At 65.2% G+C, this 15,508-nt stretch carries 16 protein-coding genes and 2 tRNA genes; 7 read left to right on the top strand and 11 right to left on the bottom strand.

The genetic code is table 11. The features are described 5' to 3' along the window. Positions 1–1,566 (bottom strand): DNA-directed RNA polymerase subunit B'', encoded by a 1,566-nt coding sequence (locus tag NMP98_RS14160; protein WP_254858527.1) that lies wholly within the window; start codon positions 1,564–1,566, stop codon positions 1–3. Then, on the bottom strand, positions 1,563–1,790 hold the full coding sequence (locus NMP98_RS14155; protein WP_254858526.1) for a DNA-directed RNA polymerase subunit H: 228 nt from the start codon (positions 1,788–1,790) through the stop codon (positions 1,563–1,565). The genes NMP98_RS14160 and NMP98_RS14155 overlap by 4 nt, the downstream gene beginning before the upstream one ends. Positions 1,791–2,320: 530 nt before the next feature. Here NMP98_RS14155 and NMP98_RS14150 point away from each other — a divergent pair. Together NMP98_RS14150 and NMP98_RS14145 are read left to right on the top strand one after the other, a co-directional pair. Further along, positions 2,321–2,393, top strand: a tRNA-Asp gene (locus tag NMP98_RS14150). Positions 2,394–2,512: 119 nt separating this feature from the next. Continuing rightward, a complete protein-coding gene (locus NMP98_RS14145) occupies positions 2,513–2,980 on the top strand; it encodes a pyridoxamine 5'-phosphate oxidase family protein (RefSeq protein ID WP_254858525.1) in 468 nt (155 codons plus the stop codon). A gap of 94 nt (positions 2,981–3,074) precedes the next feature. Here the strand turns inward: NMP98_RS14145 and NMP98_RS14140 are convergent, their stop codons facing one another. From NMP98_RS14140 to NMP98_RS14125, 4 genes are all read right to left on the bottom strand, one after another. Next, positions 3,075–4,211, bottom strand: a complete 1,137-nt coding sequence (locus NMP98_RS14140) for an ABC transporter permease (protein ID WP_254858524.1) — start codon at positions 4,209–4,211, stop codon at positions 3,075–3,077. Further along, positions 4,212–4,949 (bottom strand): ABC transporter ATP-binding protein, encoded by a 738-nt coding sequence (locus NMP98_RS14135; RefSeq protein ID WP_254858523.1) that lies wholly within the window; start codon positions 4,947–4,949, stop codon positions 4,212–4,214. After that, positions 4,946–6,484, bottom strand: a complete 1,539-nt coding sequence (locus tag NMP98_RS14130; RefSeq protein WP_254858522.1) for a CARDB domain-containing protein — start codon at positions 6,482–6,484, stop codon at positions 4,946–4,948. Before NMP98_RS14130 ends, NMP98_RS14135 begins: the two co-directional genes overlap by 4 nt. 86 nt (positions 6,485–6,570) lie before the next feature. Then, entirely contained in the window at positions 6,571–7,875 is a 1,305-nt protein-coding gene (locus NMP98_RS14125) for a ribonuclease catalytic domain-containing protein (protein ID WP_254858521.1), read from the bottom strand. 96 nt (positions 7,876–7,971) lie between these two features. Between NMP98_RS14125 and NMP98_RS14120 the strand changes: the two genes are divergently transcribed. Further along, the gene (locus tag NMP98_RS14120) at positions 7,972–9,180 is read left to right on the top strand and encodes an outer membrane protein assembly factor BamB family protein (protein WP_254858520.1); all 1,209 of its coding nucleotides are present in this window, start codon (positions 7,972–7,974) and stop codon (positions 9,178–9,180) included. Here the strand turns inward: NMP98_RS14120 and NMP98_RS14115 are convergent. Further along, the gene (locus tag NMP98_RS14115; protein ID WP_254858519.1) at positions 9,177–9,464 is read right to left on the bottom strand and encodes a DUF7562 family protein; all 288 of its coding nucleotides are present in this window, start codon (positions 9,462–9,464) and stop codon (positions 9,177–9,179) included. The genes NMP98_RS14120 and NMP98_RS14115 overlap by 4 nt on opposite strands. A gap of 86 nt (positions 9,465–9,550) precedes the next feature. Here NMP98_RS14115 and NMP98_RS14110 point away from each other — a divergent pair, with 86 nt between their 5' ends. After that, the gene (locus NMP98_RS14110; protein WP_254858518.1) at positions 9,551–10,642 is read left to right on the top strand and encodes an aminopeptidase; all 1,092 of its coding nucleotides are present in this window, start codon (positions 9,551–9,553) and stop codon (positions 10,640–10,642) included. Between the two features lie 949 nt (positions 10,643–11,591). Here the strand turns inward: NMP98_RS14110 and NMP98_RS14105 are convergent. Beyond that, positions 11,592–11,695, bottom strand: a tRNA-Arg gene (locus tag NMP98_RS14105). A 40-nt stretch (positions 11,696–11,735) separates the two neighbouring features. Then, positions 11,736–12,113 carry a YccF domain-containing protein gene (locus NMP98_RS14100; RefSeq protein WP_254858517.1) on the bottom strand — a complete coding sequence of 126 codons (378 nt, stop codon included), beginning with the start codon at positions 12,111–12,113 and terminating at the stop codon, positions 11,736–11,738. Between the two features lie 84 nt (positions 12,114–12,197). On the opposite strand from NMP98_RS14100, the gene NMP98_RS14095 reads away from it, so the two are divergent. After that, on the top strand, positions 12,198–12,734 hold the full coding sequence (locus NMP98_RS14095) for an AAA family ATPase (RefSeq protein ID WP_254858516.1): 537 nt from the start codon (positions 12,198–12,200) through the stop codon (positions 12,732–12,734). Continuing rightward, positions 12,731–13,150 carry an RNA-binding domain-containing protein gene (locus NMP98_RS14090; RefSeq protein WP_178915229.1) on the top strand — a complete coding sequence of 140 codons (420 nt, stop codon included), beginning with the start codon at positions 12,731–12,733 and terminating at the stop codon, positions 13,148–13,150. The genes NMP98_RS14095 and NMP98_RS14090 overlap by 4 nt, the downstream gene beginning before the upstream one ends. On the opposite strand, the gene NMP98_RS14085 is transcribed toward NMP98_RS14090, so the two are convergent. After that, entirely contained in the window at positions 13,134–14,195 is a 1,062-nt protein-coding gene (locus NMP98_RS14085; protein WP_254858515.1) for a molybdopterin-dependent oxidoreductase, read from the bottom strand. The two genes, NMP98_RS14090 and NMP98_RS14085, sit on opposite strands and share 17 nt — an antisense overlap. A gap of 72 nt (positions 14,196–14,267) precedes the next feature. Here NMP98_RS14085 and NMP98_RS14080 point away from each other — a divergent pair, with 72 nt between their 5' ends. Next, positions 14,268–15,182: a CBS domain-containing protein gene (locus NMP98_RS14080; RefSeq protein ID WP_254858514.1), complete on the top strand. Its 915-nt coding sequence runs from the start codon at positions 14,268–14,270 to the stop codon at positions 15,180–15,182. Here the strand turns inward: NMP98_RS14080 and NMP98_RS14075 are convergent. After that, the gene (locus NMP98_RS14075; RefSeq protein WP_156708463.1) at positions 15,170–15,373 is read right to left on the bottom strand and encodes a hypothetical protein; all 204 of its coding nucleotides are present in this window, start codon (positions 15,371–15,373) and stop codon (positions 15,170–15,172) included. The genes NMP98_RS14080 and NMP98_RS14075 overlap by 13 nt on opposite strands. Positions 15,374–15,508: the final 135 nt, after the last annotated feature.

Raw genomic sequence — 15,508 nt, 5'->3', positions numbered from 1 at the left:
TTAGTCGTCCGCCGTGTGTGTTTCGACCGTCTCGATTCCCGGAATGCCCTCGACGCCCATCGACGCGAGTTCGCGCTTCAGTCCGCGCTCGTCGTCGACGCTCTGGGACAGTTCCATCGCCTGTGCGAAGTTCTTCACCAGCCCACAGTTCGGACCCTCCGGCGTCTCGGAGGGACAGATGCGACCCCACTGGGTCGCGTGGAGGTCACGCGCCTCGAAGTGCGGCTGTGAACGGCTGAGCGGCGAGCGGAGCCGACGGAGGTGGGACAGCACACCCATGTAGTCGGTCCGGTCGACCAACTGGCTCACGCCGGAGCGACCGCCCACCCAGTTGCCCGTCGCGATGGGGTGTTCGAGCCGTTCGGTCAGCACGTCCGAGCGAACGACCGTGTTCACCGACAACTGTCGGTTCCGCATGTTCGCCCGTTCGAGTTGGTACTTCACGTCCCGGGAGAGCTTGTTCAGCGCCGTCCGGAACAGGTCCTTCATCAGGTCGCCGGAGACCTTCAGCCGCTTGTTGGCGTAGTGGTCCTTGTCGTCGGATTCCCGACGCTCCAGTGCCAACTCGAAACAGGCCTCGGCCATCCGACAGAGGTAGACGGCCTTGTTCATCCGCGTCTCCTCGTCCTCGACACCTTCCTCGTGGAGGTGCGGCAGGAGATACCGGTCGATGACGTAGTTCGCCCGCTTCAACTGGTAGTTCTTCCCCTGCCCCGAAGCGACCCGCTGGCCCAACTGCTCGATGGCCTCGGCGGTCGATTGGACCTCCGCGGCCTCCAGGTTCTCCAGCATGAACTTCACGATTTCGGGGTCGTCGCTGACGCGGTGGACGATTTCCTCGTCGGACTCCAGCCCGAGGGCCCGAACCAGCGTCACGAAGTTGATAGAGCCCGAAACGGAGGGGAACGACACTTCGAGGATGCCGCTTCGGTTCCGCTCACACAGCACGAGCGCGCGGTAGCCGCGCCGTTGGCTGAACGTCTTGGCAATCTGAATCTCGTCGCCGTACTTCGTGTCGTACTCGGCGAGAATCTTGTTCGGCGCGAGGTCCTCGCTCGTCATCAGAACGCGCTCGGAGCCGTTGACGATGAAGTACCCACCGGGGTCGGCGGGGTCCTCGCCGATTTCGATGAGTTCGTCGCGGGTGAATCCCGCGATATTGCACTTGTCGGAGCCGACCATAATCGGCATCCGGCCGACCTTCGTCTCCGCCTGGTCGACGATGTGTTCTTCCTCCTCCTCGCCGCCGCGGACGATGCTCATCTCCATGAACACCGGCGCCGAGTAGGTGATGTTCCGGAGGCGGGCCTCCTGGGGGTACAGCAGTTCCTCGGAGCCGTCAGCCTCCCGGACGCGCGGCGTCAGGATGCGGACGTTGCCGAGGTCGACACGGACCGGCTCTTGGCCCTCTTTGTCGCCGATGTCGGTGTCGATGTTCTCCTTTTCGTCGACGACGTCCTGCATGCCGCGGTCGAGGAAGTTGTTGAACGACCGGAAGTGGTGCTCGGCGAGTCGGTCCCGCGAGAAGTACTCCCGAGAGACGGCGCGTCGGTCCTCCCGGTTCATTCTACCACCAGTCGGTATACGACTGCTTGGTCCGTCGTCCGGGAGTCACGGACGATTTTGATGACGTCGCCGACCTCCGCCTCGTCGGGGAGTCCGGGGTCGCGACGCTGTATTTTCGGCAGGTCTGTGCGGTCGATGTCGTACTCCGTGAGCATCTCCTCGATTTCGTCCTCCTCGAGGACCGAATGCTCCGGAACCAGATTGTGTTGGCTTACGTCTACCATGTGTTGGGCTGACCGGGTGAAGAAGCTGTCACGAGATACTACAGCGTGCTACTGGCGGCAGGGATTTAACAGTTGCCAAATCGGACGGCGGTGGCTATTCGTGCCGCCCTTACTGCGGCACGCGACTGCTCGTTGCACCCCCTACGGAGGGCAGTATAAAAAGTTCTTCCCTGCGAACTTTTTCGACGGCGCGCTCCGCGCGCCGGAAAAACGTCGATGAAAAATGGCGACTCGCTCCCGTTGCGCGCCGAAGGCGCGCGGTGGTCAGCTTCGTCGCTACCGGCGGCTTCGCCGCCGGAGAACCGCTTCGCGCCTGCGGCGCTCGCGGATGCTCGTTCGTTGATTCGGGAGTGTTCGTGGCATTTAGGGGGTCGAGTATTTCGTGTTCGGTGAGTTGGGACCCCCGCCAGCCAGCCGTCGCCTCCGAAACCGCTACTCGGCCGGCCGATTCGTGGTGTGTCACACCCAACCGGGCCGCCTTCCATTGGAAAGCCTTAAGGTACAAACCCGGTTACGATGAGATGCGTCAGGCCCGGGTGGTGTAGTGGCCCATCATACGACCCTGTCACGGTCGTGACGCGGGTTCAAATCCCGCCTCGGGCGCTTTCTGACAACGCTACTTCACGAGCGAAGCGAGCGGGCCGTCTTCTTCCGACGAAGAGAAACCGGACAACGCGATCTCCGGCAGCAACTAATTACCACGTTCGCCCGTAGGTTGGGGTATGCCCGCTTGGAACGGTGCGTGGTCGGCGACGGAAGCCACCGCGTACCTCCGAGAATCGACCGTCCCGATTCGACTCGCCTGCCGGACGCCCTCGGGAGGGCTGTGGATGCTGTCGCTTTGGTACGCCTACCACGACGGCGAGTTCCTCTGTGCAACCGGCGCCGATGCCGACGTAGTTCGGTATCTCGAAGCCGACGCCGGCGTGGCCTTCGAGGTCTCGGACAATGAGCCGCCGTACCGCGGCGTCAGGGGGTCGGGAACCGTCAGCATCGAAGCCGACGAGGGGAAGACACTTCTACGAGAGCTGTTGGAGCGGTATCTCGGCGGCACCGACAACTCGCTGGCCGACCGACTACTCGACGACAGCCGCGAGGAGGTCGCACTTCGCATCACGCCGGAGAAACTGTACACGTGGGATTTCACCGACCGAATGGCCGACGCCGCTCAGGCCGACGACGGCCCCTGATAGAGATTTGTCACGGCTTCCGAGCCCACGTCCGTTGTGACCGCCAGTCGATACGCTTCGGACAGCCGGTCGTCGGGTGGGCGCGTGTGTAGTGTCAGTCCCGGAGCGCGTCGACGGGTTCGAGATTGGCGGCCTTCCAGGCCGGGTACAGCCCACTGGCGAGGCTGACGGCGACGCCGAAGACGAAGGCAACGAGCAGGTAGACGCCGTTCGAAGGGTCGAGAATGATGTCGAGAGCGATTGGCGAGACGTACCACAACAGCAGCGCCGCGCCGATGCTCAACAGCACCCCGACGAACCCACCGAGGATGCCGAGCAGGGTCGCCTCGACGACGAGCGTCCGGAGGATGTCCCGTTTCTGGACGCCGACCGCACGGAGCAGGCCGATTTCACCCTTCCGCTCGGTCGTGCTCATCAGCATGACGTTGAAGATGGCGACGCCGGCGACGACGAGCGAGACGGCACCGAGACCGATGAGGAACTGGTTCAGGAGGTCGAAGAACTCCTCGATTTGGTCGAGGATGCTCGACAACTCGAACACGGAGACACGCTGTTCGCGGGCGTTGAGTCGGTCACGAACTTCTTCGGCGATAGTCCGGGCGTCCTCGCCGGAGTTCGCCTGCACGACGACCTGATCGTAGTCGCCGGGGACGAACGCGCTCTCCGGGAGGACGATGGCGCTGTCGGGTTGGATGGGCGAGATGTCTTCGCCGGGGGCGAGGACGGCGATGACCCGATAGTCGTTGCCGGCGATTTCGACGAGACTGCCGACCTGAACGCCGAGTTCCTCGGCCAGCGAACTGCCGACGAGCGCGCCCTGTCTGTGGCGCTCGGGAACGGTGCCGGCTTCGGCGCTGAACAGCGCCGCTGGCCGGTCGGTGCCGTAGATGGTCGCGAAGCTACTCGTCCCCCCGGTTCCGGAGACGACGGCGCCGTCGCTCCGCAACGGGACGACCGTACCGCGGCCCTCCGAGACGCGCTGGATTTCGGTGATGTCGCGAGCGGTGAGCGACTCACCGCCGGCGTCCTGGTTCGGCGAGACGATGACTTGGTCGCCGAGGCCGCCCAGCGATTCGAGTGCCGCGAGTTGGAGGACGTTGCCGAAGATGCCGAGGGTGGCGATGGCGAGGACGCCGATGACGATGCCGAGCGCCGCCAGCACCGACCGGAGTTTGTTCCGCCGGAGGTTTCGCGTCGCCATCACGACCGCCGGGAAGTCTCCGAGCCGCATCTATGATTCCTCTAGTCGCCCGTCGATGAGTTCGACCGTCCGGTCGGCGTATTCGGTGACGAGTTCGTCGTGGGTGACGGCGACGACGGCGACACCCTGCTCGCAGATGCGCTCGAACTCGCCGAGGACCTGCCGTCCGGTGTCGGTGTCGAGGTTGCCGGTCGGTTCGTCGGCCAACAGCACTTCCGGGCGGTTGATGAGCGCCCGCGCGATGGCGACGCGCTGTTTCTGGCCACCCGAGAGTTCGGGTGGGCGGTGGTCGAGGCGGTCACCGAGGCCGACGCGGTCCAGTAAGTCCTCGGCGCGGGCCGTCGCGTCGCGGTCGCGGTCGTACACCGTCGGCAGGCTGACGTTCTCGGTCGCTGTCAGCGTCGGTATGAGGAAGAAGTCCTGAAAGACGAAGCCGATGTACTCCTTGCGGAGGTCGGTTCGGGCCTCGTCGTCCAGCGTCGTCACGTCGCGGCCGTCGAGCAACACCTCCCCGCTCGTGGGCGTATCGAGCAGGCCGAGCGTGTTCAGCATCGTCGACTTTCCCGAACCGGAGGGACCCATGACGGCGACGAACTCGCCGGCCTCGACGGTCAAATCCACGTCTATCAGCGCCCGGACGGTTTCGCCGCCACCGTCGTACTCCCGAGTCACCCCGATGAGTTGCAGCGGGGGCGCCTCGCCGTCACTGTCGGTCGACTCCGCGGCCGCCGTTCGCTCCGCCGTGGGCGGCGACACGTCACCGCTCATCGTCGCCAGCGGTACAGTGGGACGAGGGCGGCGGCGCCGAGGGCGACCGAGATGCCGACGCCCGCGATGTCCAGCGAGAACGGCCACAGCGACCCGAGAACGCCGCCGTCATCGGAGTCCTCGAAGCGTTCGACCGGGAGCTCGTAGCGCTGGGTGAACGCCTCGCCGTCGACGCGGTAGGTCACCTCGACGGGGACGGACGTGGCGTTGTCGTCGACGCGCGCGGTGAGTTCGAAGGGGGCGAACTCGCTGCCGTCGACGGTGCCGACGAAGTAATCGCGCTGGGGATACGCCGGGGAGACGGACTCGGTTTCGCCGACCGAGACGACGACGCCGGAAACCGACGCCTCGCCGGTGTTGCCCGCGTTGCCCGTAATCACGAGGCGGTCGCCGTCCTGCTCCATGTCGACGCCGGTGACGGTGATGGCAGCCGTCTCGGGACGGTACTCGTAGGTCGTCTGGGTCTGCCGCTGTTCGCGGTCGAGTCGGTAGTTGACGGCCACGTCGATGTCGCCGCCGGAGGCCTCCGAGAGGTCGACGGTCACCGTTTCCGTCTCACCGGGTGCGAGGTCACCGACGAACTGTCGGGCGAGCGGTTCCTCGCCTTCGGGTTCGACGACGGCCTCGGTAATCGGCGCGTTGCCGAAGTTGGTGACCGCGACTTCGACTTGGCCGGGCGTCTCGCCCTCGGCGTCGTCCTGCTGGAGGTTGCCGCCGGCGCTCCCGCCGCCGGCACCGCCGAGGAGGCTTCCGAGGTCGCTGCCGGCCTGTACGTCGGCCTGTTGCTCTCGGACCGGGCGAACGTCGATTCCGACGTCGTCTTCGAGCGGGTCGACGCGGAGAGTCTCCCTGCGGAACGTCGTCTGTCGGTCGCCGGTGGCGGTGGTGTAGGAGACCCGAACCGCGATTTCCTGGCGGTCGCCGTCGGGCGTCACGGAGAGGTTCAGCGTCTCCTCGCCGCCAGCGGCGAGCGTCGGAACGAACGCGCGGTCGGCGACGGCGGTGTTCTTCAACACCGACACTTCGACGTTGCGAACCGGGTCGACGCCGGGGTTGCCGATGTCGACGACGACCGGCGAGGTGACGCCCTCGACGGGGTCGGCCTCGACGATGATACCGGGCGGTGAGTCCTCGACGACGACGGTCACGGGTCGTCGAATCGTCACGTCGTCGCCGTCGCCGTCGGTCCCGCGGGCGACGACGGTGAGGTTCTGTCTGCCGGCGTCGTCGAACTCGCCGACGAGGTCGACGGTCAGGCTATCGCCGGGCGACAACGACCCGGGGTTCGACGCGCGGGCGAGGCGGTCGCCGGCGTCGGTTCGGAGCGTCACGTCGTCGAGTTCGATGGCGTTCGTCGACCCCGCAGAGAGCGCGACCGTCGCGGAGACGGTCGTCGGTTCGTCGGTGGTCGGGCGGTCGGGAGCGACGGTCACGTCGGATACCGTCAGTCGAGCGTCGGGGACGGCACCGACGCTCGGTGGCGCAAGCGAGAGTACCAGCGCGGCCGCGACGAGGAGGGCGATGAAACGGCGCACGATACCCAAATAAGGGGACGAGCAGGCAAGTATCTGCCGCGAACCCCGGTCGGTTGCCGCTACTGGACCGGCGTCGACAGCGCGTTTCAGACCGTGTAGTCGGCGTCTTCGGGGTCTTCGACGACCTCGATGCCGCGGTTGTTCACCGCGTGGGGGTCGAGGCCGACCTCCTCAAGGAACTTCTTGTACTGGCGTTCGCAGGTTTCGGCGTCCTTCTGTTTGTCGCTGGCGTGGTCACAGAGGTCGGCGATGCCCTCCGGCACCTCGTTGGTGTAGATAATCCAGTGGTTGACGAGGTCCGACAGGCGGCGGATTGGCGAGGTGAAGTGGCCGTAAATCTCGAAGTTCAGCGCGTGGTGGCCGCCGAAGGGGTCGGACATGTACTTGGCGCGGGGCATCACCTTCATCACGGCCCACTGAATCTTGTTGAGCTGTCGGCCGGGCGCCTCTTCGAGCGTGGCGTTGACGGCCTTCCGGGGGTCGTCCCAGGTGTTGCCGGGAATCGAGACGCCTTCGAGGTCCTGAATCTCCCGGAGCGCCTCGTCCCACTCGTCGGGCGTCGGCTGGGGGTGGACCCGGAACATGGCTTCGAGCCCTCGGTCCCACTGGAGGGTGTGGGTGACGGCCTTGTTCGCCTTCAGCATGCACTCCTCGATGATGGTGTGGGCGCGGTCCCGCTTGGGGTTGAGCACGAGCGAGCCGTCCTCCTTGCGCTGTTCGTGGAGTCTCTCGGCGAGTTCGTAGGCGAGGGTGTTCTTTTCGTGAAGGTCGTGGCCCTCGTCGTCCAGCGACTCCTCACACTCGTTGTAGGTCAGTCGGGCGTCGGAGTGGATGACGGATTTGTAGATGTCGATGGATTCGTGCGAAAGCGTCTCGCCGTTGATGTGCATCTCGACGGTGTGGGCGAGTCGGTCCTCGTTGGGGACCAGAGAACACACTGTCTCCGCCAGAATCGGCGGGAGCATGTGCATCGTGTACCCCGGCAGATAGACCGTGTTGCCGCGTTTCTGGGCCTCCTCCCACATCGCCGTCTCGGGGTTGACGTAGTGGGTCACGTCGGCGATGTGAACCCACAGGCGGTAGCCCTCCTCGGTGCGTTCGATGGAGATGGCGTCGTCGAAGTCCTGTGCGTCGGCGGGGTCGGTCGTCCACGTCGTCAACTCCCGGAGGTCTTTCCGCTCGTCGAGTTCCGTCTCGATGTCGCCCTCGGGGTCGTTGGCGCGTTCCTCGGCTTCCTCCAACACCTCGCTCGGGAACTCGTCGCGAATCTCGAACTCCTCGAACAGTTCCTCGCGCTTGTTGGCGAGGTGGCGGGCGAGTTCCTCGTCGATGACGACGGGGCCCTGCCCCTCCGCAGTGCCGGCGTACGCCTGCTCGTCGCGGTCAGTCATATCGAGGAGTTGTGTGGTCGAGTAGTTAGGCGTGTCGCACGGGGGACCGAACGACCCCGAAACGAACGGCGGGCTTTTGGCCGCGGAGTCGAAGTGATGGGCATGGATAGCCGCCTCTCGCGCCGTGCCCTCCTCGCGGCCACCGGCGTCTCTGCGGCCGGTCTCGCCGGTTGTACGGCGGGGTATCGGACCGGAACCGTCGACGCGACGGCGGGCTTGGAGCCAACCAGCACGCCCGCCCGGACGCTCGAGGACGCACCGCTTTCGGCGACGTGGACCCAGGAGTTGCCGGGGCAGTTCACGCTGTCGACGCCGGGCGTCGACGACGACCGACTGTACGTCGGCAGCGAGACGAAACTGACCGCCGTCTCGCTTTCCGACGGGACCGTCGACTGGCAGGTCGAGATGGGCGGGTTGACCCACGGCTTCACCGCCGCGGTCGACGCCGGAACGGTCGTCGGGTCGGCCCGCGACATCGTCGGCCGACGGAACATCATCGACCGCGGCGGCACGGCGTCACTGCGGGCGCTGGACGCCGCTACCGGCGAAAGGCGGTGGCGTGAACCGCTCGCCGTCTCGGCGAGTCCGGTCGTCGCCGACGGGACGGTGTTCGTCCCACTGGTCGACGGCGAGGAGACAGCGGTGACCGCACGCGACCTCGACACCGGCGCAGAACTGTGGACGCGAACGCTGTCGGCGCCGGACATCTTCGCCACGCCGGCGGTCGGCGAGTCAGTGTACGTCGCGACGACGGCGCGGGAAGACGACACCAGTAGCCTGCTCGCGTTGAGTCGGGACGGCGAGTTTCGGTGGTCGAAGCACCTCGACGGGGCGGTACACAAGGGGCCGCGGGTGGTCTCGAAGTCCGATGGAGAAACGGTGTACGTCGGCACCGACGCCGGCCGACTGTACGCCGTCGGCGGAGACGGAGACGAGCGGTGGGAAGCGACCTTCGAGCGAGGGGTCAACACCACGCCGGCGGTCGACGACGAGCGGGTCTACACGACGACGCCACGGCGGGTCGTCGCCCTCGACCGGGCGAGTGGCGAGGGCCAGTGGTCCGGGATGGTCGACCACGTCGCCAAGACGGGCATCGGCGTGGGTGGCGGGATGGTTCACGTCGGTGGCAACGAGGTGGCGTCGTTTTCGGCCGACGGCGGTGACGCCCAGTGGCGCATCGAGTTGCCGGGCGTCGCCGGTACCTTCGGGTCACCTATCTTCCGGGACGGCACGCTGTACACCGGTGGCTGTGTAAAGGTGAAGGGCAGTTCGCTGTACGACCACACGATGTACGCGCTGGATTAGTCTCGGGATTCGGCCTCGCGGTCGCTCTCGACGCGTTCGACGTACTCGGAGAGGAACTCCGCACGCGTGCGACCGCCGGTGTCGATGTCTTCTAACAGCGTCTCCAGACCGCTTCGAGGGAGATGACACAACTCGCGATAGCAGGGCTTACAGAGGTGTTCGAAGGCCTTGTCCTCGCGGTCCCAGCGGTCGCCGTGTTTGTCGTACTCGCGGGCCTCCGAACGCGGGACCGACTCGCCGCAGGCGATACAGGTCACCTCCTCGTTGTCCCGGCGGCGCCACATGGAGCCCACTACCACGGCGGGTAACTTATCCGTTGCTTCGCCGGCACAGTCGAAAGCGTATAGGTCCGGGCGACGACATGTTCGGTATGGACCCGCGCATTCGCGAACACGCAGAGATTATCGTCGACCACTCGACGGACGTGCAGGCGGGCGACAACGTCGTCATCAGCGCGCCGAGCGTCGCCGAGGACCTCGCGGTCGCCCTCCACGAAGTCGTCGGTGACCGGGGTGCAACGCCGGTGTATCTCGCCAACGACGCCCGCGCATCTCGGGCGTACCTGAAGGCCGTCGACGACGAGAAGATCGAGACGCCGACCCACACCCAGGCGCTGTACGAGGAAAGCGACGTGCTCATCCGCGTCCGTGCGGAGCGAAACGCCACCGAGACGAGCGATGTCGACCCCGAAACGCAGGCCGTCCGCTCGCGGGCGAACCAGCCGGTACAGGAGGCTGCCCTCTCGAGTCGCTGGTGTCTCACGCAGTTCCCCTCACAGGCCAGCGCCCAACTCGCGGGCATGTCCACCGAGGCCTACGAGGGCTTCGTCTGGGACGCCGTAAACAAAGACTGGGAAGCCCAACGGAAGCACCAACAGCGGATGGTCGAGATTCTCGACCCCGCAGACGAGGTCCACATCGTGAGTGGCGACACCACAGACGTGACGATGTCCGTCGACGGGATGGTGACCATCAACGACTACGCCGAGAAGAACCTCCCCGGTGGCGAGGTGTTCACCGCTCCCGTCGTCGACAGCGTCAACGGCGAGGTGCTGTTCGACAAGCCGCTGTACCATCAGGGCCGTGAGATTACGGGTGCCCACCTCGTCTTCGAGGACGGCGAAGTCGTCGAACACGCTGCCGACCAAAACGAGAACCTGCTGACCGAGGTACTGGAGACCGACGAAGGCGCGAGTCGACTCGGCGAACTCGGTATCGGGATGAACCGCGACATCGACCGGTTTACCTACAACATGCTGTTCGACGAGAAGATGGGCGACACCGTCCACATGGCGGTCGGACGCGCCTACCCCGACACCGTCGGCGAAGGCCGCGAGCAGAACGAATCGGCCGTCCACGTCGACATGATAGTCGACATGAGCGAGGACTCCTACATCGAAGCCGACGGCGAAGTCGTCCAAAGGGACGGAACATTCCGGTTCGAAGACGGGTTCGAGGAGTAGGGAGGCCACTCATCCCTTGGAGAGCGCTTTTATCGAACGAGTAGCGGTCGCTGAGTCTACTGGTATCAGGCAAAAACGAATGCCGCAGCGGTGGACAGAGCGCCACGGCGTCCGCCCGAGCAGGGCGGAGTCGGTGACAGGAGTCGCCGGCCCACGGAGCCGGCGGGTGACGCCGCAAAGCGGCGTCGGCGGTAATGGCAGATGCCAGAGCGGTCGGTCGAGGTCACCGAGCGTTTTCACACACCCCACAGGTACTCGTTCCTTCGACGGGGTCCCACGTGAGGGCCCCTTCTCGGCACTCGGGACACGGTGCGTAGCTTGCTGACCCCACGTACGGTGGGACACTTGCGGACATTACATCCACATACATCCGCAGAGAAGTAATAAATCTTTCCTCTAGACAACCTATTACGCTATTTTGAATACATACGTGCAAGATTATGACGAATATCGTGAAACATGAGTTTGGAGGTTGGCGTTGGTCGAGGCGGTCGCGAGAGCGGTCGGCTGGTCGCCATCGAGACTCGACCGATTATCGCCCGATACCTCCATCGAGCGGGCAGTTACGAAGTGAAATTCCTACGCGCGTAGAAGTAGACAGCAGTAGCGACCACACCGGGAATCACAGCGAAGAACAGGAGCGCCCCAACCGCAAGTCCCCACAACGTCGGGTGCTGGCTCCCCCGTTTGACCGCATCACCGCGTATCCAAACTGAAACACCCAGCGCGAACATCAAATAGAACACGAACAGGAAAAATCCGAACAGGTCGCCGAATCCGGACGAAGATTGGCTTACGACTGCGTATGTTAATTCGTCAGTCCAGACCATTCGAGGCCAGACAATTTTTCCCTCCAGCCAGTATAAAAATTATGAAAATCTAACGGTTGAATGTCCGCACACGTCGAAACTTCGTGAACGAACTGCGAGGGTGACGACCGAACGGAGAGCGAGCACGGTGGGATTTGAACCCACGGCCGTCGGATGGCTTCCCACACCGCAAGCCCGGTGCGGATAGAAGTCCGACGCTCTATCCTAGCTGAGCTACGTGCCCTACCACCGAATAGCGGACCCCACCTCAAAAACGGTGCGAATCAGCCGTCGTACCGATACAGCGACAGCACGAACGGCAGCCGATGCAGCATCCAGATTGCGACCGGCAAGCCGATAATCGTCACGGCGAGGATGTTGGCGACGTTGGCCCAAAGGAAACTCAGCCACCAGCCGACGAAGACGAAGTACAGCGCCCGCACGAGGAGGTTGCGCTGACCGCGGGCGGAGTCGGGGTCAAGCGTCGATTTGGGCGTCTTCAGCGTCAGCGCCGTCGGGACGAGGTTGATGAGTTTCACCGAGATGGGGAGCAGAATCACGGTGAGTCCCAGTAGCCACGCGGCGTTGACGAGGACGGGCGTGAGCCACCAGCCGATGAAGACGAACCACAGCGCGCGGGTGAGAAACGAGCGTTCGGACATGGTTGGGATAGGTGACGCCGGGGGATGAGCGTGACGGCCGCCGAGCAAAGCCTTCAAGCCCGACAGGGAGGTATCTCGGAGTGAATGCGAGTCATCGGAACCGTCGGGTTGGCCGGCAGCGGCAAAGGCGAGTTCGCCGCCGTCGCCGAGTCACTCGACATCCCGGTCGTGACGATGGGTGATGTCATCCGCGCGGAGTGTCGCAACCGCGGATTAGACCCGGCCGAACACCACGGCGAAATCGCCCAGGCGCTCCGCGAGGAGAACGGCCCGGCGGCCATCGCCGAGGAGTCGCTACCGCACATCGAGGAGGCACTGGCGGAGGCCGATACGGTCCTCGTCGACGGCATCCGCTCGGGCGTGGAGGTCGACGCCTTCGAGGAGCGCTTCGGCGAGGCGTTCGTCCTCGTGAGCGTCGAGGCGCCGTTCGAACTCCGCGAGAAACGCATCGGAGAACGCGGCCGGGACAAAGTCGACGGGGACGGCGAGAACCTCGCCGCCCGCGACGAACGCGAGTTGGGGTTCGGCCTCGACGAGGCGATGGCGCGTGCCGACATCACCGTCGAAAACACGGGGACGCTCGAGGAGTTCAGGAGCCAGGTGCAGGAGATATTACAATGATATACAGCATCGACGTTCAGATTACGGCGCCAGTCAACGACACGGAAGTGACCGACCGGGTGGCAGATGCGATTCACAACCTCTTCCCGGAGGCCGAAATCGAGTCCCACCCCGGCGAACTGCTGGCGACGTGTCACTCGCTGGACCACCTCTCGGAGCGCCTCCACGAGCAGGCCATCCTCGACACCGCCCGCGGGCAGTTCTTCGCCGGACAGGAGGGCGACACCTTCAGTTTCGAGTTGAAGAAGCAGGCCGCCTTCCGCGGGGCGGTCAACTTCGCCGTCGGCGAGGGGAGCGAACTCGGCGAGATTCACGTCCGCGTTCGCGTGAAAGAGCCAGACGTGGAGTCGTTCATCGACCACGTCGCGCCGCCGACGGAAGACGGCCGGCCGGTCGACGCTACCGAAAGCCGCTGACGAAAATCGCCAGCCGCTCGCTGTTGTCGCGGCGGCGCGTGACTCGAACTTCCTCGACCCACTTCACCCACTGAAAGCCGCGTCTGCCGGGAGCGACGAGGCGGAGGGGAAAGCCGTGACCGTGGCTGAGTTCTTCGCCGTCGACGTGGGTCGCCAACAGCGCATCGCGAGCCTCCTCGATGGGGAGACTCCAGCGATAGCCGGTCACCGAGCGGAACGACACCCACTCGGCGTCGTCTTCGGGACCGGCGGCGTCGAGCAGGTCGCCGACGGCGACGCCCTGCCAGTCGTGTTCGGAGTACCAGCCGCTGGTACAGTCGAGGAGTGCCCGCCGTTCGTCGCGAGCGAGGTCGTCGTAGTCGAGTTCGAGGGGGTCGAAAACCACCCCATCGACGGAAAGCGACCACGTCTCGCGGTCGAGTGGGGCGGGGCTGTCGGCGACCCAACTCGTGACTGGAAAGCCGTTGCCGTCGTCGCTTCCCTCCTCGCGGGAACCGGTGAATCGCCGCTGGCTGCCGGCCGTTTCGAGTGCGGCGTTGACCGCACCCTGCAGCCGGTAGGTGGCCGCGCCGGCGACGACGAGGGCGGTGTAGCGCAGCGCGGTCCGGCGGCCCTCGAAGTCCGAGCGCTCGGGGAGGCGGAACCGGAACCGGAGATGTGCGACGAGCAGGGCCGCGACTGCCAATCCGAGGCCGATATGGAGGTTGAGCAGACCCCACGGGCCGAGGTCCAAGGAGGCGCCGAACACCCACGCGACGCCGCTTGCGAGGGCAGCGACGGTGACGGTCACAAGCAGCACGGAGATGGCGGTGACCGCGGTCCAGGCGCCGCCGGTGACTCGCTTGCGAACCCGCCGAAGTTTCAGTACCACGAGAGCGGCGAGTACGAGACCACCGAGGCCGTGGGTGAGGAACACCCACGCTCGACTGGGGCGTCCCGAATAGAGACTCACGACGCCCGTAACGAGGACGAATCCCACCCCGACGAGCAGCGAGCCGTCTACGACCCGCGGGTGGGGCTCGGTCAGCCACGACGGCCGCGTCATGCCCCAAGGTGGGGTTCCGGGACGTAATACCTTCTCCCGTAGGCTCTTGGGCGGGGCCACCATCGACTGGATATGCTCGTTTCACTGACCGTCGAGGACGTGATGTCGGCACCCGTCGAAACCGTTTCACCCGAGGCGACGGGGGCGGCGGCCGCGAGGGCGTTACGGGACGCCGACATCGGATCGCTGGTCGTGTGTGAGGACGGACGGCCGGTGGGTATCATCACCGAATCAGACATGGTCGCGCTCCTCGCCGAGAACGCCGACGCGGAGTCGCTGACGGTACGGGAACTAATACCCGGCGAATTGATCACCATCGAGAAGGACGCCGAAATCGAGGCGGCGGCGACGCTGCTAGCGGACCACGACATCCACCGGCTTCCCGTCTGTGAGGCGGGGGAGCTCGTCGGTATCGTCACCACGACGGACCTCTCGTATTACCTGCCGCACCTTTCCCGGAGAACCTCGAACTGGACCGAGCGTATCAAGCGGCCCCACTCGACATCGCCGTCGACGGCCTACGACGCCCCCGACTGGACCTTCGAGCGGGTCGGAGAGGGGGCGTTGTCGGTCGGTGACGCCGTCCGCTTCCGGAAGGGACTCTCCGAGGCGGACGTCCGGGGATTCGCCGAGGCGACGGGCGATACGAACCGGATACACCTCGACGACGACTTCGCCGAGCAGACACGATTCGGCGGGCGCATCGCCCACGGTATCCTCACGGCGGGGCTCATCAGCGCGGCACTGGCACGGCTGCCGGGGCTGACCATCTACCTCTCACAGGACCTCCGATTCCTCGGGCCCGTCGAAGTCGGCGAAACGATTACCGCCGTCTGTGAGGTGGTCGAAGACCTCGGGAAAGAGAAGTTCGAACTCACGACGACCGTCTACGACGGCGACGGAGAGGTCGTCGTTGACGGCAAGGCCATCGTGTTGGTCACGGAACTCCCACGGGAAGCGGAGACACAGACCGCTCAGCTACAGTAGGCGTTCTCGTCGTCCATGAGGTTGCGAAGTCGCTCCCGGACGGTCGGCTCGAACTGTCGTGGTGCGCGGGCGGCGGTAAGTGACGGCGTCGCGTCCTCGTCGGCCCACGGGTCGCTGCGGCCACGGGCGGTGATTGCTGTCGTTCGGGCGTCGGTCATCGGCTGGGCGTCGGATCGGGGTTCGGTGCTCATTTGTAGGGTTTGAAAGTGCGGTCGAAGGCGGTGCGGTCGGACCGGAGAATCAGCAATGTACGCCTACAAGGAGGAGCTGCGAACCACGGACACGGACAGGGTTTCGCATATACTCCGCTGTATAACACGATTGTT

This window comes from Natronomonas gomsonensis, from assembly GCF_024300825.1.
GTDB classification, from domain to species: domain Archaea; phylum Halobacteriota; class Halobacteria; order Halobacteriales; family Haloarculaceae; genus Natronomonas; species Natronomonas gomsonensis.
This window is presented reverse-complemented; position numbering and strand designations above follow the sequence as displayed.